23 protein-coding genes and 1 pseudogene are annotated in these 17,244 nt (G+C 66.8%); 7 read left to right on the top strand and 17 right to left on the bottom strand.

Annotated elements, in window-relative coordinates:
• Positions 1 to 1,131: a tRNA-dihydrouridine synthase gene (locus ACQPYS_RS03400; protein ID WP_433491669.1), complete on the bottom strand. Its 1,131-nt coding sequence runs from the start codon at positions 1,129 to 1,131 to the stop codon at positions 1 to 3.
• 118 nt (positions 1,132 to 1,249) lie between these two features.
• Here ACQPYS_RS03400 and ACQPYS_RS03395 point away from each other — a divergent pair, with 118 nt between their 5' ends.
• The 3 genes from ACQPYS_RS03395 to ACQPYS_RS03385 all read left to right on the top strand — a co-directional run bounded on the left by ACQPYS_RS03395 (position 1,250) and on the right by ACQPYS_RS03385 (position 2,408).
• Positions 1,250 to 1,591 carry a winged helix-turn-helix transcriptional regulator gene (locus tag ACQPYS_RS03395; protein ID WP_063035582.1) on the top strand — a complete coding sequence of 114 codons (342 nt, stop codon included), beginning with the start codon at positions 1,250 to 1,252 and terminating at the stop codon, positions 1,589 to 1,591.
• An 82-nt stretch (positions 1,592 to 1,673) separates the two neighbouring features.
• Positions 1,674 to 1,991, top strand: coding sequence for a type II toxin-antitoxin system Phd/YefM family antitoxin (locus tag ACQPYS_RS03390; RefSeq protein WP_433491668.1), 318 nt, complete (start codon positions 1,674 to 1,676; stop codon positions 1,989 to 1,991).
• A gap of 69 nt (positions 1,992 to 2,060) precedes the next feature.
• Positions 2,061 to 2,408, top strand: a complete 348-nt coding sequence (locus tag ACQPYS_RS03385; protein ID WP_433491667.1) for a type II toxin-antitoxin system VapC family toxin — start codon at positions 2,061 to 2,063, stop codon at positions 2,406 to 2,408.
• Positions 2,409 to 2,546: 138 nt separating this feature from the next.
• Here ACQPYS_RS03385 and rpsQ read toward each other — a convergent pair whose 3' ends face one another.
• The 11 genes from rpsQ to rpsJ are packed head-to-tail and all read right to left on the bottom strand — an operon-like array spanning position 2,547 to position 7,789.
• Complete coding sequence (gene rpsQ, locus ACQPYS_RS03380; protein WP_063035579.1) at positions 2,547 to 2,816, bottom strand: 30S ribosomal protein S17; 270 nt, start codon at positions 2,814 to 2,816, stop codon at positions 2,547 to 2,549.
• Positions 2,813 to 3,052 (bottom strand): 50S ribosomal protein L29, encoded by a 240-nt coding sequence (gene rpmC / locus ACQPYS_RS03375; RefSeq protein ID WP_039822435.1) that lies wholly within the window; start codon positions 3,050 to 3,052, stop codon positions 2,813 to 2,815. The genes rpsQ and rpmC overlap by 4 nt, the downstream gene beginning before the upstream one ends.
• The gene (rplP, locus tag ACQPYS_RS03370; RefSeq protein ID WP_039822434.1) at positions 3,052 to 3,468 is read right to left on the bottom strand and encodes a 50S ribosomal protein L16; all 417 of its coding nucleotides are present in this window, start codon (positions 3,466 to 3,468) and stop codon (positions 3,052 to 3,054) included. Before rplP ends, rpmC begins: the two co-directional genes overlap by 1 nt.
• 3 nt (positions 3,469 to 3,471) lie before the next feature.
• Positions 3,472 to 4,269: a 30S ribosomal protein S3 gene (gene rpsC / locus ACQPYS_RS03365; RefSeq protein ID WP_063035578.1), complete on the bottom strand. Its 798-nt coding sequence runs from the start codon at positions 4,267 to 4,269 to the stop codon at positions 3,472 to 3,474.
• Positions 4,270 to 4,668, bottom strand: coding sequence for a 50S ribosomal protein L22 (gene rplV, locus ACQPYS_RS03360; protein ID WP_039822432.1), 399 nt, complete (start codon positions 4,666 to 4,668; stop codon positions 4,270 to 4,272).
• Entirely contained in the window at positions 4,665 to 4,946 is a 282-nt protein-coding gene (rpsS, locus tag ACQPYS_RS03355; protein WP_030522695.1) for a 30S ribosomal protein S19, read from the bottom strand. The genes rplV and rpsS overlap by 4 nt, the downstream gene beginning before the upstream one ends.
• Before the next feature lie 14 nt (positions 4,947 to 4,960).
• Entirely contained in the window at positions 4,961 to 5,797 is an 837-nt protein-coding gene (gene rplB / locus ACQPYS_RS03350; protein ID WP_063035577.1) for a 50S ribosomal protein L2, read from the bottom strand.
• Between the two features lie 33 nt (positions 5,798 to 5,830).
• Complete coding sequence (rplW, locus tag ACQPYS_RS03345) at positions 5,831 to 6,136, bottom strand: 50S ribosomal protein L23 (RefSeq protein ID WP_030522697.1); 306 nt, start codon at positions 6,134 to 6,136, stop codon at positions 5,831 to 5,833.
• Positions 6,133 to 6,807: a 50S ribosomal protein L4 gene (gene rplD / locus ACQPYS_RS03340; RefSeq protein ID WP_063035576.1), complete on the bottom strand. Its 675-nt coding sequence runs from the start codon at positions 6,805 to 6,807 to the stop codon at positions 6,133 to 6,135. Before rplD ends, rplW begins: the two co-directional genes overlap by 4 nt.
• Positions 6,804 to 7,469: a 50S ribosomal protein L3 gene (gene rplC, locus ACQPYS_RS03335; protein ID WP_039822429.1), complete on the bottom strand. Its 666-nt coding sequence runs from the start codon at positions 7,467 to 7,469 to the stop codon at positions 6,804 to 6,806. Before rplC ends, rplD begins: the two co-directional genes overlap by 4 nt.
• Before the next feature lie 14 nt (positions 7,470 to 7,483).
• Positions 7,484 to 7,789 carry a 30S ribosomal protein S10 gene (rpsJ, locus tag ACQPYS_RS03330; protein WP_003938093.1) on the bottom strand — a complete coding sequence of 102 codons (306 nt, stop codon included), beginning with the start codon at positions 7,787 to 7,789 and terminating at the stop codon, positions 7,484 to 7,486.
• Positions 7,790 to 8,329: 540 nt separating this feature from the next.
• On the opposite strand from rpsJ, the gene ACQPYS_RS03325 reads away from it, so the two are divergent.
• The gene (locus ACQPYS_RS03325) at positions 8,330 to 8,809 is read left to right on the top strand and encodes a hotdog fold domain-containing protein (RefSeq protein WP_063035575.1); all 480 of its coding nucleotides are present in this window, start codon (positions 8,330 to 8,332) and stop codon (positions 8,807 to 8,809) included.
• A gap of 463 nt (positions 8,810 to 9,272) precedes the next feature.
• A complete protein-coding gene (locus ACQPYS_RS03320; protein WP_063035704.1) occupies positions 9,273 to 10,460 on the top strand; it encodes a lycopene cyclase family protein in 1,188 nt (395 codons plus the stop codon).
• 10 nt (positions 10,461 to 10,470) lie between these two features.
• On the opposite strand, the gene ACQPYS_RS03315 is transcribed toward ACQPYS_RS03320, so the two are convergent.
• From ACQPYS_RS03315 to ACQPYS_RS03305, 3 genes are all read right to left on the bottom strand, one after another.
• On the bottom strand, positions 10,471 to 11,343 hold the full coding sequence (locus ACQPYS_RS03315; protein ID WP_433491666.1) for an ABC transporter permease: 873 nt from the start codon (positions 11,341 to 11,343) through the stop codon (positions 10,471 to 10,473).
• A gap of 221 nt (positions 11,344 to 11,564) precedes the next feature.
• Positions 11,565 to 12,374 (bottom strand): ABC transporter permease, encoded by an 810-nt coding sequence (locus ACQPYS_RS03310; RefSeq protein WP_433491665.1) that lies wholly within the window; start codon positions 12,372 to 12,374, stop codon positions 11,565 to 11,567.
• A gap of 71 nt (positions 12,375 to 12,445) precedes the next feature.
• Entirely contained in the window at positions 12,446 to 13,573 is a 1,128-nt protein-coding gene (locus tag ACQPYS_RS03305; protein ID WP_433491664.1) for an ATP-binding cassette domain-containing protein, read from the bottom strand.
• A gap of 267 nt (positions 13,574 to 13,840) precedes the next feature.
• Here ACQPYS_RS03305 and ACQPYS_RS03300 point away from each other — a divergent pair, with 267 nt between their 5' ends.
• A complete protein-coding gene (locus ACQPYS_RS03300; RefSeq protein ID WP_433492960.1) occupies positions 13,841 to 15,358 on the top strand; it encodes an aldehyde dehydrogenase family protein in 1,518 nt (505 codons plus the stop codon).
• Between the two features lie 168 nt (positions 15,359 to 15,526).
• Here ACQPYS_RS03300 and ACQPYS_RS03295 read toward each other — a convergent pair.
• A pseudogene (locus tag ACQPYS_RS03295) lies at positions 15,527 to 15,832 on the bottom strand (serine hydrolase); the annotation flags it as partial.
• Positions 15,833 to 15,859: 27 nt separating this feature from the next.
• Entirely contained in the window at positions 15,860 to 16,306 is a 447-nt protein-coding gene (locus ACQPYS_RS03290) for a MarR family winged helix-turn-helix transcriptional regulator (RefSeq protein ID WP_433491663.1), read from the bottom strand.
• A 241-nt stretch (positions 16,307 to 16,547) separates the two neighbouring features.
• Between ACQPYS_RS03290 and ACQPYS_RS03285 the strand changes: the two genes are divergently transcribed.
• Positions 16,548 to 17,210, top strand: coding sequence for a DUF3159 domain-containing protein (locus ACQPYS_RS03285; RefSeq protein ID WP_433492959.1), 663 nt, complete (start codon positions 16,548 to 16,550; stop codon positions 17,208 to 17,210).
• Positions 17,211 to 17,244 lie beyond the last annotated feature (34 nt).

Below are 17,244 nucleotides of genomic sequence, written 5' to 3'. Positions count from 1 at the left end.
CTATCCGACCACAGCGGCCTGCCCGCGCCGCGCTCGAGCCCAGGCGCGCTGAGCGGCTAGTGTCACCACCGGATAGAGCATTCCGCGATCGAAGTCGGCCGGTCGGGCCGCCGCCGCGATCACCCGCGGCCAATCCGGGTTCGCGAGCGCGCCGCGGCCGAGCGCCACCAGATCCGCGTGTCCCTCTTCGAGTACCGTCCGCGCGAGCTCGGGAGCGTGCATACCGCCGTTGACGATCACGGGCAGCCCCGTGATCGTCCGGGCCAGCCGGGTAACGGTTTCTCCGGAGTCCAGGACGGCGGTGTCGTACCAGTCCCGGCCCTCGCTCGCGAGATGCAGATAGTCGACCCCCGCCGCGCCGACCGCGCGGAAGATCGTCTCGGCTTCCCCGGCCCCGGACCACCGATAGCCGAGATCGTTGACCTTGGTCTGGGAAAGCCGCAGCCCCACCGGGAATTGCGGCCCCACCGCCGCCCGTGCCGCTTGGACCACCTCCACCGCGAACCGCACTCGCCGCGCCGGTTCGCCGCCGTACTCGTCGTCCCGCTGATTGGTGTAGTCGGTGAGGAACTGGTCGATGAGGTACCCGTTCGCCCCGTGGATCTCCACGGCGTCGAACCCGGCGGCCCGGGCCCGCTCGGCCGCCACGCCGAACCCGTCCACTATCCGGCGGATATCCGCGCGGGTCGCCGCCTCGGGCATCGCGAACGGGCCTTCCCCGCCGTACGCCGCCATCTTGGCCCCCAACGGCTGCACCGCCGACGGCGCGATACTCCGGTCACTATGACGATTGCCCTGCACGAGCGCACCGGCATGCATCAACTGCACGGCGATCATCCCGCCCGCCGCGTGCACCGCGTCGGTAACCACCCGCCACGCCTCGATCTGACGCTCGGTCACGATGCCGGGCTGGTCGGGATACGCCTGGCTGAACTCCGCGTCGATATAGGCCCCCTCCGTCGTGATCAGCGCGAACCCACCCGCCGCGAACCCCGCGTAGTACTCCGCCATGGCGTCGGTGGGCACGCCGTCACCTGCGGTGCTCACCCGCGACATGGGCGCGACGACCGCGCGGTTGCGCAACCGCAGCGCACCGATCCGCACCTCGGACAGAACAGGATGAATGGTCACGGAAACTCCTCGCACTAGCCGGAAACCGGTTCGGGAACAGATTCCGCGCTACCGGCCCTTCGTACAAGTACAGTCTTTTCTGTGCGGTAGGCACATTACGTATACCCATGGAGGTCATATGCACGACGACGTACCGGAATACTGCACCGTCGAAGCCGCCATGGAAGTGGTGGGCGGCAAATGGAAGATGGCGATCGTCAACCATCTCTTCGAGGGCACCCTGCGCTTCGGCGAACTCCGCCGCGCCATGCCCACCATCACCCAGCGCATGCTCACCCGCCAACTCCGCGAACTGGAAGCCGACGGGCTGATCCGTCGCACGGTCTACGCCGAAGTGCCACCGAAGGTCGAATACGACCTCACCGAACTCGGCGTGAGCCTGCGGCCGGTGGCGGAGTTGCTCGAATCATGGGGCGAGCGATACCGGCGCGGAATCGTCACCGGCGTCTCTACGACATGAGTTCGCGGGCTCGCGATTTATACCGGTCGGCAACCGTAGTATCTCCGTAGCAACCCCGTAGCCTGCGAGCTAGGATGGCCAATTGACTTCGGCAGCAGAGTTCTCCGAGATCCCGCAACGTGAACTACGCAACGAGGTGAGCCGGGTCCTCCGGGAGGTCGGAGCCGGCCAGTCGTACACAATCACGGTTGACGGGTCTCCGGTGGCCGACCTCGTTCCGCACCGCCATACCAGGCGTCGAGTCTGGGTACCCCGCGCGGAAATCCTCGAAGCCTTCGGTGACCTGTCGCCGACCGACGCCGCCCACACCGATCTCGAACGGTTCGTCGACGACTCGCTGTACGACCCGTACGACCGCGCCCATCGACGTGGCGCCTTCAGCGAGGACACCAGCGAATGACGGCAACACGTCGGGGTCTGGTCGATACCAACGTCCTGATTCTGATCAACCGTTTGAGTCCCGAGGAACGTGCCCGAAGATATCGCGGTCAGCACGGTCACTATGGCCGAACTGGCCGCAGGACCGCATTTCACCGACAACCCGGTCGAACGCGCTGAACGCATCGAACGGCTCCAAAACGCAGAAGCACAGTTCGACCCACTCCCCTTCGATACCACGGCCGCCCGCCGCTACGGCCATCTCGTAGCCGCGGCCCTGGGTTCCGGCCACAACCTCAAGCCACGCCGAGTCGATTTGATGATCGCCGCTATCGCATCGGCACAACGAATACCGCTCTACACAGTGAACCCGAAAGATTTTCGATCTCTCGACGGCTTGCTGACCGTGGTCCCGGTCACCCACCCTGCTGGCCGGTGAGAGCCCCGTAGGCGACCAGCCCCACCAGCTGACCGAGCACCGAAGGCACGCCTCGGTACCCCGCACGATGCACGAAGGCCCGCCTCCCGAATGGGAAGCGGGCCTTACGTTTTCGACCTTCGCAGCCGAAGAGCGACCTTACTTGGCCTTCTCCAGGACCTCGATCAGCCGCCACCGCTTGGTGGCCGAGGTGGGCCGGGTCTCCATCAGCTGCACGCGATCGCCGACACCGGCGGTCTCGTTCTCGTCGTGCGCCTTCACCTTGGAGGTGGTGCGAATGATCTTGCCGTAGAGAGCGTGCCGGTGACGGTCTTCCAACTCGACGACGATCGTCTTGTTCATCTTGTCGGAGACGACGTAGCCGGTCCGCACCTTGCGGCGGCCGCGCTCCTGCTCTTTCTCGCTCATGCCGCATCTCCCTTGTCAGCGGGTCCGGTGGCCAAACCGAGCTCGCGCTCACGCATGACCGTGTAGATACGCGCGATCTCGTGACGCACCACACGCAGCCGGCGATTGTTGGTCAGCTGACCGGTCGCCATCTGGAAGCGCAGGTTGAACAGCTCTTCCTTCGATTCGCGCAGGCGGGAGACGAGCTCCTCCTCGGTCAGCTCGCGGAGCTCTGCGGCAGGGGTACCGGTTGCCATCAGAACTGCTCCTCCCTCGTCACGATCCTGCACTTCATCGGGAGCTTGTGCATCGCGCGGCGCAGCGCCTCACGAGCGATCTCCTCATTGGGGTAACTCATCTCGAACATCACCCGGCCGGGCTTGACGTTCGCGACCCACCACTCCGGCGAACCCTTACCGGAACCCATGCGGGTTTCGGCCGGCTTCTTGGTGAGCGGGCGATCCGGGTAGATGTTGATCCAGATCTTGCCGCCACGCTTGATGTGGCGGGTCATCGCGATACGCGCCGACTCGATCTGCCGGTTGGTCACGTACGCCGGCTCCAGCGCCTGAATGCCGAAGTCACCGAACGACACCGAGGTGCCGCCCTTGGCGAGACCGCTGCGGCTCGGGTGATGCTGCTTACGGAACTTGACCTTGCGGGGCATCAGCATTGGTCAGCCCTCCTGCTTTTCTGCCGGGGGCTCGGCCACCGCGGTAGCGGCGCGCCCGGCCTCGGTGCTGGTCGCGGTGGTGCCGGAGGAACCGGAACGACGCGGGCGGCTCGGGCGCTCCCGGCGCGGGCGATCCCCGGCCGGCGCGCTCGGGGCGGGCAGCTCACGCTTGCCGCCGACGATATCGCCCTTGTAGATCCAGACCTTGACACCGATACGACCGAAGGTGGTCTTGGCCTCGTACAGGCCGTAATCGATATCGGCACGCAGGGTGTGCAGCGGGACGCGGCCTTCGCGGTAGAACTCCGAGCGCGACATCTCGGCGCCACCGAGGCGACCCGAGCACTGCACACGGATGCCCTTGACGTTCGGCGAACGCATGGCCGACTGGATGGCCTTACGCATCGCGCGACGGAACGCCACACGGTTGGACAGCTGCTCGGCCACACCCTGGGCTACCAGCTGGGCATCCGATTCGGGGTTCTTGACCTCGAGGATGTTCAGCTGGACCTGCTTGCCGGTGAGCTTCTCCAGCTCGGCGCGAATGCGGTCGGCCTCGGCGCCGCGGCGGCCGATGACGATGCCCGGACGCGCGGTGTGGATATCGACGCGAACCCGGTCACGGGTGCGCTCGATCTCCACCTTGGAGATACCGGCCCGTTCCATGCCGGTGCTCAGCAGCTTCCGGATGGCGACGTCTTCCTTGACGTAGTCCGAGTACTGCTTGTCGGCGTACCAACGAGACTTCCAGTCGGTGGTGATTCCGAGGCGGAAGCCATGGGGATTGATTTTCTGTCCCATTTACTTTGCCGCTCCCTTCCGGCGGCCACGAGTGCCACCGGCGGTGGGGACGCTCTCGACCTCGATGGTGATGTGGCTGGTGCGCTTGCGGATCCGGAACGCGCGACCCTGGGCGCGCGGCTGGAAACGCTTCATGGTCGCGCCCTCGTCGACATACGCCGTCGAGATGACCAGGGTGTCGGGGTTGAGGCCGAGGTTGTTCTCGGCGTTCGCCGCGGCACTGGCCACGACCTTGGCGACCGGCTCGCTGGCGGCCTGCGGGGCGAACCGGAGCAGGTCGAGCGCGTCCGAGACGCGCTTACCGCGGACCAGGTCCACGACCCGGCGAGCCTTCATCGGGGTCACGCGCACGTGCTTGGCGGTCGCGCGCGCAGTCGGATTCTGCGTTTCTGTGCTCATCGCCGCTTGCTCTTCCGATCTTCCTTGACGTGGCTGCGGAACGTCCTGGTCGGCGCGAACTCACCGAGCTTGTGCCCGACCATGTTCTCCGAGACGAACACCGGCACGTGCTTGCGGCCGTCGTGGACGGCAAAGGTGTGACCGATGAAATCGGGGGTGATGGTCGAACGACGCGACCAGGTCTTGATGACCTGCTTGGTGCCCTTGTCGTTCTGCACGTCCACCTTCGCCTGGAGGTGGTCGTCGACGAACGGGCCCTTCTTGAGGCTGCGTGGCATTTCTTACCTCCTCCTTAGCGCTTCTTGCCGGTACGACGGCGACGGACGATGAGCTTGTCGCTCGGACGGTTCGGCTTACGGGTGCGGCCTTCCGGCTGACCCCAGGGCGAGACCGGGTGGCGACCACCGGAGGTCTTGCCCTCACCACCACCGTGCGGGTGGTCGACCGGGTTCATGACCACACCACGGACCGTGGGGCGGCGACCCTTCCAGCGCATACGACCGGCCTTGCCCCAGTTGATGTTCGACTGTTCGGCATTGCCGACCTCGCCGACGGTGGCGCGGCAGCGCACGTCGACGCGGCGGATCTCACCGGAGGGCATACGCAGCGTGGCGTAGGGGCCTTCCTTACCCAGCAGCTGGATGCTGGCACCGGCCGAGCGGGCCATCTTGGCGCCGCCGCCGGGACGCAGCTCCACCGCGTGGATGGTGGTACCGGTCGGGATATTGCGCAGCGGCAGGTTGTTGCCGGGCTTGATATCCGCGGTCGGACCGGACTCGATCTTCGTGCCCTGCGCGATGCCCTTGGGCGCGATGATGTAGCGCTTCTCGCCGTCCAGGTAGTGCAGCAGCGCGATATTCGCGGTGCGGTTGGGGTCGTATTCGATATGAGCGACCTTGGCCGGCACGCCGTCCTTGTCCAGCCGGCGGAAGTCGATCAGCCGGTAGGCGCGCTTGTGACCGCCACCGCGATGCCGGGTGGTGATCCGGCCGTGGCCGTTACGGCCACCGCTCTTGGTCAGCGGGCGGATGAGCGACTTCTCGGGGGTCGACCGGGTGATCTCGGCGAAGTCCGAGACGGACGACCCGCGGCGGCCCGGGGTAGTCGGCTTGTACTTACGGATTGCCATGAGTTCTTCTCTGCTTTCTGGACTCCCCGCCGCCTACGCGACCGGGCCTCCGAAGATCTCGATGGGCTTGCTGTCGGCCGAGATGGTCACGAGCGCGCGCTTGGTGTCCTTGCGCTTGCCGTAACCGAAGCGGGTCCGCTTGCGCTTGCCCTGACGGTTGGCGGTGTTGACGCTGGTGACCTTCACCCCGAAGACCTTCTCGACCGCGATCTTGATCTGGGTCTTGTTGGAGTCGGGGTGCACGATGAAGGTGTAGGTGCCTTCCTCGATCAGCCCGTAGGACTTCTCCGAGATGACCGGCGCCAGCAGGATGTCGCGCGGATCGGCGATGGTGCTCACTTGCTCTCCTCCTGTGCAGCCTCAGCCGGGCCGTGCACGAAGGCGTTGAGCGCCTCGACGCTGAATACGACTACGTCGCTGTCCAGCACGTCGTAGGTGTTCAGCTGGTCCGGTGCGATGGTGTGCACGTATTCCAGGTTGCGGGCACTCTTCCAGGCGGCGACGTCGTCGCGGCCGACGACCAGGAGGAACTTCTTGCGATCCGAGAGCTCGGACAGGAAGGTCTTCGCGGTCTTGGTCGAGGGGTCCTGGCCCGCGACGAGCTCGCTGATCACGTGGATCCGCTCGTTACGCGCCCGATCCGACAGCGCACCACGCAGGGCGGCCTGGATCATCTTCTTGGGGGTGCGCTGGCTGTAGTCACGTGGCTTGGGGCCGTGCACGATGCCACCACCGGCGAACTGCGGCGCGCGGGTCGAACCCTGGCGGGCGCGGCCGGTGCCCTTCTGGCGGTACGGCTTCTTACCACCGCCGCGGACCTCGCCGCGGGTCTTGGTGGAATGCGTGCCCTGGCGGGCGGCGGCCTGCTGGGCCACGACCACCTGGTGCATCAGCGCGATGTTCGCGGTCACGTCGAAGATCTCGGCGGGGAGATCGACGGTGCCGTTGGTCTTGCCACCGAGTTCCTTGACCGGCAGCGTCAGATTGGCCTTCTTCTCGAGGCTGGTCATGCGTGCGCACCACCCTTCACGGCGCTCTTGACGATCACGACGCCGCCCTTGCGACCCGGGATCGCTCCCTTGATCAGCAGCAGGCCGTTCTCGGCGTCCACCTTGTGAACCGACAGGTTCTGCGTGGTGACGCGGTCGTTACCCATGCGGCCCGACATGCGCATGCCCTTGAACACGCGGCCGGGGGTGGCGCAGCCACCGATGGAACCCGGGCGACGGTGCACGGCCTGCGCACCGTGGGAGGCACCCTGGCCACGGAAGCCGTGGCGCTTCATGGTGCCGGCGAAGCCCTTGCCCTTGCTGGTGCCGGTGACGTCGACGTAGGTGCCCTCTTCGAACGCGGCGGCCGAGATCTCCTGGCCGACTTCGAAGGTGGAGGCATCCGCGACCCGGATCTCCGCGACATGGCGGCGCGGGGTGACACCGGCCTTGGCGAACTGGCCGGACTCCGGCTTGTTCACCTTGCGCGGGTCGATGGCACCGAAGGCGACCTGTACGGCGCTGTAGCCGTCGCGCTCGACGGTGCGGATCTGGGTGACCACGTTCGGTCCGGCCTTGACGACGGTGACCGGGACGACCCGGTTCTTGTCGTCGAACACCTGGGTCATGCCCAGTTTGGTGCCCAGGATGCCGGCCGCGGGCCTGCTCTTGTTGTCAGTCATGTCTCGAGTCCCCGTCACTGGATATTGACGTCGACGCTGGCCGGCAGGTCGATGCGCATGAGCGCGTCCACCGTCTTCGGCGTCGGGTCGAGGATGTCGATCAGCCGCTTGTGCGTACGCATCTCGAAGTGCTCGCGCGAGTCCTTGTACTTGTGCGGCGAACGGATGACGCAGTACACGTTCTTCTCGGTCGGCAACGGCACCGGCCCGACGACCCGGGCCCCGGTGCGGGTCACCGTTTCGACGATCTTGCGCGCAGACGCATCGATCGCCTCGTGGTCATAGGCCTTGAGCCTGATGCGGATCTTCTGTCCCGCCACGCTAAGTGTCCTTTTCTCCGCTTTCGTCCGTGATCCGGATACCGGCTAGGGCGTCCGTACCACCTTCATTTGCACAGCCCGAACACACGATGACGTCCCGCGCCCTATCGGTCAGAGCCCGGCGGAGGCAGCCTGCGTAACTACGCAGGGCTTCCGATCGGGCACCAGACCGACACAGTGGAGACCACGACCAGGGGTCAACCCAGTCCGCGCCGCTGTTCATCTGTCATGGTTCTCCGGTCCACGCGGTCGGGCGTGTCGCCCCTCCGCTCATTCCTCGGCCTCGGAAGAAAACTTCGATCGTGGCCTTCGGAACTTGCGTCCCGGACGTACCCACATCGGTAATCGATGAGGTACTCGCTGGTTTTACTCACCCCGCCCGGCCTGGCCGTTTCATGAAAACGACCGCCACCCGGGGCAAGGCAACCCGAACAGTATGCACGAGCCCCCCGAGGCGTTTCAAATCGGGGTCGGCCGAGGTCCGACGCTGCGGCCACCATACCGCGCCGCCGCTACCTTACCGATGAGTAAGATAGCGATATGACCAACGAGACCGGTACCTACCGCGGCTGGCGCAAACTGCCGGACAACCCCTTCGGCCACGGCCTGTTCTCCCTGTCGATGGTGGCCCGGGTGCCGTACTTCGCCACGGTGCTGCCCCGGGTGGTCCGTCTCGAACCCGGACTCTGCGAGGTCAAAGCCCCCAAATGGTTCGGCGTGCACAACCATCTGGGCACCTTCCACGCCATCGCCGCCTGCAACCTCGCGGAAATCGCGATGGGCATGCTGAGCGAGGCCACCGTGCCCACCACCCACCGCTGGATCCCCAAGGCGATGCAGGTCCAGTACCTGACCAAAGCCACCACGGGCCTGCGCGCCGTCGCCGAACTGACGGATATCCCGGACTTCGCCACGATCACCGAAGGCCGAGACCTCACCGTGCCGGTCTCGATCTACGACAAGACCGGCAAAGAAGTCGTCCACGCCGACATCACCACCTGGGTAACCCCGAAGAACTAGCAACCCGGGACAAACCTGCGGACAGAGAACGGCGCGCCCCCGCCACACCCGTAGTCCCCCAACACACACCACTGGTCCACCCCTACCTACAGGTCCGCATGCCGACCTCACCGTCATATGCCGACGTAACCCGCATGCGTCGAGTGTTACGAGACACCTCCAAGGGTTGAGGCCCGTCTCGCCGTTTCGGCCTCGAAGCGCATGAGATGTGCGGTGAGCCGCCCATAGAGTGCGACCATTGAGCACCTTCGGCCAAGGCTCGAGGCCGAAACGGCGAGACCAAGGGGGCCTCGCCCCCGCGCGCCAGCGCGCCAACAACACAGCACCTTCACGAGCAAGCGCGCATGCTCGCCTTCGCGTATCGGCGCGCCTCGTCTCCCGAGGAGACCCACTTCCCACCTTCACAAGCGGCTTCACAAGCGGCTTGTTGCCCTCCCCCGCCCCACCCCGTTGAATGCACTACATGGCAGACAGCGTGGTCCGTGAGTTCGATATCTGTGTCGTCGGGCTGGGCCCGTCCGGGCGGGCGCTGGCCCACCGGGCCGTTGTGGCCGGTCTCCGTGTCGCCGCCGTCGATCCCCGCCCGGATCGCCTGTGGCCGCCGACTTTCTCCTGCTGGATCGACGAGCTCCCGGACTGGTTGCCGCACAGTGTGATCGCGAGCCGGATTCCGGCGCCGGTGGTCTGGACGACGTCCGCGATCAAGATCGAGCGGCCCTATTGTGTGTTGTCCAAGCCGTTGCTGCACGAGGCGCTATCGCTCGACGACGCCCAGGTGTACGTGGGGCGGGCGGCCCGGGTGGAGGCGCATGAGGTCGAGCTGGCCGACGGCACCGTGATCGGTGCGGCGGTGGTGGTGGATTCGCGTGGGATGCCGCCGCTCGGCAACCGGCGCGGGGCCAGCGCGCACGGCATCTTCGTGAACGCCGAGACCGCGGCGCCGATGGTCGGTGAGGGCGAGGGCCTGCTGCTGGATTGGCGGCCGGAGAACGGTGCCGGGCCCGACGAGCCGCCGTCGTTCCTGTATTCGGTGCCCCTCGGCGACGGCACCGTGATCTTCGAGGAGACCAGTCTGGGGCTGCGCGGCGGGATGCCCCAGCACGAACTGCGCCGACGCACCCTCGCGCGGCTGACCGCGCACGGTATCGAACTGACCGGTGCGGAGCCGAGCGAGGCCGCGCACTACCCGCTGGACACCCCACCACCGAAGAACGGGGTGGGGAAGGTGGTGCCCTACGGGTCGCGCGGCGGGATGATGCACCCCTGCACCGGTTACAGCGTCGCCGATTCGTTCGCACTGGCCGATACCGCGGTCACCGCGATCCTGGCCGGTGAGGACCCGATCGCCGCGCTGTGGCCGTGGCAGGCCCGGCTCACCTACTGGATGCGGATGCGCGGCCTGTGGGGGTTGGGCCGATTGACCACCGAGCAGTCGATCGCCATGTTCGATTCCTTTTTCTCCGCCTCGCCGCGCGGACAGCGCGCCCTGCTCTCGGCCCACGACGATTACGCGGCGCTGGGCGCGGTGCTGTTCAACACCGTCTCGCACACCTGGCCGTTCCGCTGGCGCTACGACCTGGTCGGCTGGACCAACCGCGACCGCTGGCTCGGCTACCCGTTCGCTGCGGCCACTTCCGAGACCCGGAAGTAGCCGAGCGCGATCAGCCGCTACGTTCGGCGGATTTGCGGTAGCCGCGGACCGCGGGATAGCCGAACACCAGGATGGCGCCGACCACCCACAGCAGGGTGTCCACGAGCGGTTCGGCGACCGGACCGCCGAGAGACAATCCCTTCATCGCTTCGATGGCGCAGCTCATCGGCTGGTTCTCCACCGTCGACCGCAGCCAGCTCGGATAGGCGGACACCGGGACGAAACCGGAATTGAAGAACAGCAGCAGGTTCATGAAGATCGCGACCAGCTGGACCAGCAGCGGCCCCTCGGTGGAGGCCGCGATCGCGGTGATGAAGACGGCGAACGCGAGCCCGAACAGGATCGGGATGCCCATGAGTCCGAGTGCGGCCCACAGTCCCTGGTCGAAGCGGAATCCCAGGGCGAAACCGACGGCGATGATGATGACCGTGGTGAGCGAGATCCGGATCACCTCGGCGAACAACCGGCCGGTCAGGCTCGCCGCGCGATGGATCGGCATGGTCCAGAACCGGCCCAGCAGCCCGGTGGCCTTCTCGACCTTGAAGCCCAGCGCGCTGACCACCGCGCCGGTCATGGCCGCGACGAGGGTGATCATCGGGACCGTACCGTAGATGGCGGGCTTACCGGTGAAACCGGAGATGGAATCGTCGAGCACGATCCAGAACATCACCAGCGTCAGCGCCGGGTACACGATCGTCTGGATGGTGGTGGCCGGATCGCGCAGCCAGCCCGTCAGCAGCCGTTTGCACTGGATGGAGCTGTGTACTGCCCAGACCACGAGCGATCGTTCGGACCGTGGGGTGACCCGGGGCAGTTCGAGCGCGGCGATATGCACCGACAACTCCTCGGTTCCGGTCGCCGCGGGCTGTTCGATAACGCTCACGCTGTGTCCTTTGGTCATGAGCGAGGGCCCTCCATGGTTACGCTCCGCTACCGCCTCCGGGCCTGACTCACTCATGCTGTGTCGATCGGTCATGAGCGAGGGCCCTGCGTGGTTACGCTCCGCTACCGCCTCCGGGCCTGACTCACTCATGCTGTGTCGATCGGTCATGAGCGAGGGCCCTGCGTGGTTACGCTCCGCTACCGCCTCCGGGCCTGACTCGCTCATGACCGCCTCACACTCGCCCAGACCGCGAACGGGGTGAACACCGCCGCCGCGCCGACCAGCCAGAACAATCCCACTCGCAGCACCTCCCAGGTCACCCCGTCACCCGCCATATCGCGCAGTGCGTAGGCGAACTGGGTGATCGGCTGATTGCGCACGAACGGCCGCACCCATTCGGGGAAACCGGTCTCGGGCACGAAACCGCACGACATCATGCCGAAGATCAGCGTCGGCAAGGTGAGCGCCTGGCTCAGCGAAGCGGGGCTCTTGGTCAGGCTGCCCAGCCCGTCCGCGCCGACCGCCAGCACGGTCCCGACGGCGAGGGCGAAAGCGCAGAAGCCGATGGTCTGCCCCCAGCCCGCGGTGAACTCGAAACCGATGATGTGGCCGTAGATCAGGGCCGCGGCCAAGGATACGACCGAGCGGAACAGTCCGGCCGCGATCCGCGAACCCAGCGGTACCAGCATGCCGATCGGCATGGTCTGCAACCGGGTGCTGAACCCGGTGAGCGCCTCCACAGCGGCCAGCTGCGCATTGGACATCATGGTGAACGCCATGGTCTGCAGCACCACGATCGGCATGACGAACTGCGCGTAGTCGATGCCCTGGAACTGCATCACATAGCGCAGCGGGAGATAGAAACCGAGGGTGAAGACCAGCGGCATCACGATCGCGGCGATCATCTCACCCTTGGTGACCATGGTCCAGACGACGCGTCCGGTCAACGCCCGCCACTGCGCGAACGTGGATACCCGCGTCCGGGGCAGGTCACCGAACAGATCGAGCCGGGAGGCCGCGGGAGCGCTCACAGTGTATTTCTGGGGCATGGGCGAGGGCCCCGCGTGGTCACGCTCCGCTACCGCCTCCGAGCCCGACTCGCTCATGCCGGACCACCCGGCTGCTCGGTACCGCCCGGATGCCCGGTGATGGACAGGAACACATCGTCGAGAGAAGGGCGGCGCAGCCCGATATCGGCCAGCGTGATGCCGGCGGCGTCCAACCGGCGCAGGGCCTCGGCCAGCGTCGCGGCACCGTCGGGTGCCGGGATGGACAGACGTTCGGACCCGGCGAGCTCGGCGGCGACTGCCGGCGGAACCAGGTCCCCGAGAGCGGCGGCGGCCCGGGCCAGCTGGGTCGGGTCGAGTGGGACGATCTCGCAGTAGCTGCCGCCGGTCTTCTCCTTGAGCTCGTCGGCGGTGCCCTCCGCGATCACCGTGCCCTTGTCGATCACGATGATGTTGTCCGACAGCACATCGGCTTCTTCCAGGTACTGGGTGGTGAGCAGCACCGTGATGCCCTGCTCTTTCAGCGCGGTCACCAGCTCCCAGACACCTTGGCGGCTGCGCGGATCGAGGCCGGTGGTCGGTTCGTCGAGGAACACCACCGCGGGCCGGACCACCAGGCCGCAGGCGATATCGACCCGTCGCCGCATACCGCCGGAGTACTGGCGGACCGGGCGGCGGCCGGAAGTGACCAGATCGAATTCCTCGAGCAGCGCGTCCGCGCGCTTCCGCGCCGCCGATTTGCCCAGGCCCATCAGCCGACCGAACAGTTCGAGGTTCTCCCGGCCCGAGAGGTTTTCGTCGAGGGCGGCGTACTGGCCGGTCATCATGATCGAACGACGCACCGCGGCCGGATCCTTGCGGATATCGTGACCGGCCACCACCGCGGTCCCGGAATCGGGACGCAGCAGCGTGGACAGGATTTTCACGGTGGTGGTCTTGCCCGCGCCGTTGGGCCCCAAGATGCCGAGCACGGTGCCGCGCTTGGCCGAGAAACTCACCCCGCGCAACGCGTGCACCTCACCGAAGGACTTGGTGATGCCCTCGACGCGAACGGTGTCCGCCCAGGCGGGTCCGGCGCCGTGGGGGCGGAGGGGTGCGAGCGCCGGCGTGGCGCGACCGTTCCCGTACTCCGCTGTCGCGGCACCTGGGGGACGGGAATGCACCGATCGAAGCGGTGGGGCATTCTCGCCGGCGGTTGTCACGGCTTCGTTCGAACTCGGCATCAACTCTCCACTATCGGCCTGATTGGCTGGCGGGGTGACCGGCGCATCGGTATCCCCCTGGATGATCCCTGGCGCCGGGCGCGATGTTACCGGCCGAGGAACCGGGCGCCGGAGCGCCGCCCTTACCCCATGCCGGGTCGAACCAGATGTGCCTTTGCTCACAGCGACGTCATGGCCGGTGATCCACCCTGGTCGGCGGTACAGGGACAGTCCATGGGCAGTGCTCGTACCTTGTCGGCGCTACGGCACCACCATAATCTGAGTGCCATGGCCGATACCGCGCAGCCCGAGGTGGCGGCGCGTTCGGGAGGACCCGGCCGACCGAGCGTGCTCACATCCCACGACCCCCGCACCGGTGAGGTGGTGGGCAGTTATGCCGTTGCCGGCCCCAGCGAACTCGAACGCGCGGTCCATGCCGCGCGGACGGTCGAACAGTGGTGGTCGACAGCGGGTTTCGCAACCCGCAAGCGACTCCTGCTGGAGTGGAAAAAAGTTATCGCGCGCCGGGCCACGCAACTGGTGGAGGTCCTGCGCGAGGAAACCGGTAAACCCGAGGCCGACGCGGCGATCGAGGTTATGCTCGCCGTAGAGAATCTGGACTGGGCGGCCCGCAATGCCGGTCGCGCGCTGGGCCGGAAGCCGCTGGCCTCCAACTGGCTGACCCGCAACCAGCGGGCATCGGTCGGCTATCTGCCGCTGGGCGTGATCGGCGTTCTCGGGCCCTGGCAGAACCCGGTTTTCACTCCGATGGGTTCGATCGCCTACGCCATGGCCGCCGGCAACGCGGTGGTGTTCAAACCGCACGCGGTGACCAGCGGCACCGGTCTGTGGCTGGCCGAGACCTGGCGCGAGATCGCTCCCGACAAACCCGTTCTGGCGGCGGTCACCGGTGACGATTCGACCACGGCCGCGCTGTGCCGCGCCGGGGTCGACAAGATCGCGTACGCGGGGCCGGAAGCCGAAGGCCGCGAGGTGATCTCGCTGTGCGCCCAGACCAGGACCCCGGTGGTCATCGAGAACTCCGGTAAGGGCGCGATGATTGTGCACGTCGACGCGAAACTCGACGACGCCGCCGACGCCGCGGTGTTCGGGGCCATGACCAATGCCGGCCAGAACGCGACCGGTGTCCAGCGGGCCTATGTCGCGACCTCGGTCTACGACCAGTTCCTCGAGCTGGTGGTCGCGCGGGCGCGCGCCCTGAAGCCCGGCGCGGATCGGCGGTCGTCCTACGGACCGATGATCCTGGAATCGCAGACCGAGGTGGTGCGCAAACAGGTTCGCGACGCCCTGGCCCGCGGCGGGCGCGCGGTGGTCGGTGGGCTGGATTCCATCCGCGAGCCCTATGTCGAGCCGATCGTGCTGGCCGACGTCCCGGAGGAGAGTGTCGCCATCACCGAGGAGGGCATCGGCCCGGTCCTCATCGTTAACAGAGTGCGCGATCTCGATGACGCCGTGGACCGGATCAACGATGCCGGCCGCGGTATCGCGGTATCGGTGTTCACCCGCGATATCGCCGAGGTCGAGAGCTACGCCGAACGACTACGGGTCGGGGTGGTCACGGTCGATACCGCCACCACCTATGCCAGTATCCCGGCGCTGCCCTTCGGCGGGGTCGGCGAATACGGGCAGGGACACAGCCACGGGGTACACGGACTGCGCGAATTCAGCCGGACCCTGTCCATCGCCCGCAACCGCTACGGGAAACCGCTGGGCCTGTCCGGCTTCCACCGCAGTATGCGGCGATTGCGCTTGGCGCGTATGGTTTTTCGGTTGCGCCACGGCTGACCTTCGGCTTCCACTCAGGCCGGGCGGCGACCACGGACGACGGATAATTCTCCTCGCGGAATCATCGGCGGCGCCCGGCCGGGAGGGCGATGTCGCCGGGGTGGCGATCGACGTGTCCGGCAGCCCAGGCGGCGTGCGGCGTGCTCGGTCGCCGCACGGCGGTGGGCTTCCGGCGGTGTAGTTGAGCAGCTGCGCAACGGTGACCACACGTGCCGCGACACCGGGCCCGGCGAATTCCGGCGCATACCGCCGCACCGGCGCATCCAGCTCGACCAGCCCCTGGTCGGCTAGTGGCGGCAACGCGGTCGCGGTGAATGTCTTGCCGACCGATCCGATCACGAACCGAACGGCTACCGAAATCCTCGGCGGTTTGCGTTTGTAGACAAGGTTCTTGTCTACTTTGGGGCGAAACGATATTGTCACAGAGCTTGCACGGAAAGGACTGACAGTGATGGCCGAGCCGCGCTCGGTCATACCCCGACCGAGCGAGACAGCAGAGGTTCAGCCCGGCGTCGCCAAGAGAATGGTCAAGGCGCTACGCAGTTCGGTCATACGCTCGACGCCGAGCCGGCCTTCCCATTCGCGCTCGAGCTCTTGCAGGCTCTTGCGCAACACCCGTGTCGCAGCTCGTCCGCGCGGCGTGAGGCAGACCAGCTGCGCCCGCCTGTCACCGGGGTCATCCACTCGGGCGAGGTAGCCGGCACGCTCGAGCGTCCGAATCACCTGGGCGGTCGCCTGCCGGGATACGGACAGCGTCGCGGCGAGCTCCGAAGCCCGTGATCCACCCGAAAGGAGCAGTGGGAAGAGCTGTAATGCGTGACGGGGCAGGAGGTCGGCCATTCCGTGCTCGGCGAAAGCTTCGGCCAACCGGACACTGCTCGACCGAGCGAGAAGATAGACCAAGGCCGGTGACGTCGGTGGTGGAACGGCGGCCGAGTGCTCAGTCATTCTCCGCATTCTTCCACTCACATATCGACAGAGCGGCTGCGTAACCCGGCGGTGGCCGAGCACGCAGCACCCGGTTCACTCGACTCGGATCGGATATCAGCATGCACGAGACACGGGGCACGAAGTGCCGCCGCCGGTGCCACCGGTGTGGACGCACCCGCGAAGGGAGAGCGACGGGCCCGCTCGACACCGAGGACGGGCGTCGCTACCGCACTCGCGGGCCGGGGAGTTCGTGGTGACGATGGACCGGGCCCGCAGGGGCACTCCACTCGCGCGACTGCGGCGGCAGGTAGGGATGCTGGTCACCTCACCGGACGTATCGCGGGCCCGGATCCTGGATAGACGGGGCCTGATCGACGTGGTGTCGCCCCATGTGCTGTACGCCGCCGTCTACCTCCTCACCCAGGAAGTATCGAGCGCCGCGATATCGGTATCGGTCTGGTGCGCCGGTCTGGTATCGGCGCGGCTTCTGATGCGGCAGCCGCTCCGACCGGTTCTGGCCGGCCTCGTGCTGGTGGTGATCTCCGGCCTGCCCGCGATCTGCACCGGCCGGGGCGCCGACTTCTATCTGCTGCACATCGTCCGCAGCACGATATGGGTTCTCGTCCTGCTCTTGTCCTTGATCGGCCGCTATCCGATGGTCGGAGTTATCGTGGGACCGGTGGTCGGGGGCGCGAAATGGCAGCAGGAGCCGATTCTGCTGCGGGCATATCGCATATGCACCGCCATCTGGGCCGGCGCTATCGGCCTCCGGTTGGCAGCGCATATTCCGTTCTATCTTGCCGACGATGTCGCGGCCCTGGGAGTCGCCCATCTGGTGACCGGCTTACCTGCCTTTGCCGTCATATCGCACATCTGCCTGCGCATTCTGCGAAATGCCTACGCCGCTCATCGAGAGGGGTAGGGCGAGCACGACGATGCTCGGCTCCGTCGGCACC

The organism is Nocardia grenadensis, assembly GCF_050942415.1.
Classification (GTDB): domain Bacteria; phylum Actinomycetota; class Actinomycetes; order Mycobacteriales; family Mycobacteriaceae; genus Nocardia; species Nocardia grenadensis.
The sequence above is the reverse complement of the archived record's forward strand: the minus strand, read 5'-3'. Positions and strand labels throughout refer to the sequence as shown.

Excerpts from the sequence above, each read along its gene's own strand:
- rpsC (WP_063035578.1), bottom strand. The coding sequence starts at position 4,269 with ATGGGACAGAAAATCAATCCCCATGGCTTCCGCCTCGGAATCACCACC.
- rplD (WP_063035576.1), bottom strand. The coding sequence starts at position 6,807 with ATGACCAGCCTCGAGAAGAAGGCCAATCTGACGCTGCCGGTCAAGGAA.
- rplC (WP_039822429.1), bottom strand. The coding sequence starts at position 7,469 with ATGACTGACAACAAGAGCAGGCCCGCGGCCGGCATCCTGGGCACCAAA.
- ACQPYS_RS03300 (WP_433492960.1), top strand. The coding sequence starts at position 13,841 with ATGGCCGATACCGCGCAGCCCGAGGTGGCGGCGCGTTCGGGAGGACCC.
- ACQPYS_RS03290 (WP_433491663.1), bottom strand. The coding sequence starts at position 16,306 with ATGACTGAGCACTCGGCCGCCGTTCCACCACCGACGTCACCGGCCTTG.
- rpsQ (WP_063035579.1), bottom strand. The coding sequence starts at position 2,816 with ATGAGCGAGAAAGAGCAGGAGCGCGGCCGCCGCAAGGTGCGGACCGGC.
- rpsS (WP_030522695.1), bottom strand. The coding sequence starts at position 4,946 with ATGCCACGCAGCCTCAAGAAGGGCCCGTTCGTCGACGACCACCTCCAG.
- ACQPYS_RS03285 (WP_433492959.1), top strand. The coding sequence starts at position 16,548 with ATGGACCGGGCCCGCAGGGGCACTCCACTCGCGCGACTGCGGCGGCAG.
- rplP (WP_039822434.1), bottom strand. The coding sequence starts at position 3,468 with ATGCTGATGCCCCGCAAGGTCAAGTTCCGTAAGCAGCATCACCCGAGC.
- ACQPYS_RS03325 (WP_063035575.1), top strand. The coding sequence starts at position 8,330 with ATGACCAACGAGACCGGTACCTACCGCGGCTGGCGCAAACTGCCGGAC.
- ACQPYS_RS03305 (WP_433491664.1), bottom strand. The coding sequence starts at position 13,573 with ATGCCGAGTTCGAACGAAGCCGTGACAACCGCCGGCGAGAATGCCCCA.
- rplV (WP_039822432.1), bottom strand. The coding sequence starts at position 4,668 with ATGAGCACAGAAACGCAGAATCCGACTGCGCGCGCGACCGCCAAGCAC.
- ACQPYS_RS03320 (WP_063035704.1), top strand. The coding sequence starts at position 9,273 with ATGGCAGACAGCGTGGTCCGTGAGTTCGATATCTGTGTCGTCGGGCTG.
- rplB (WP_063035577.1), bottom strand. The coding sequence starts at position 5,797 with ATGGCAATCCGTAAGTACAAGCCGACTACCCCGGGCCGCCGCGGGTCG.
- rpmC (WP_039822435.1), bottom strand. The coding sequence starts at position 3,052 with ATGGCAACCGGTACCCCTGCCGCAGAGCTCCGCGAGCTGACCGAGGAG.
- ACQPYS_RS03395 (WP_063035582.1), top strand. The coding sequence starts at position 1,250 with ATGCACGACGACGTACCGGAATACTGCACCGTCGAAGCCGCCATGGAA.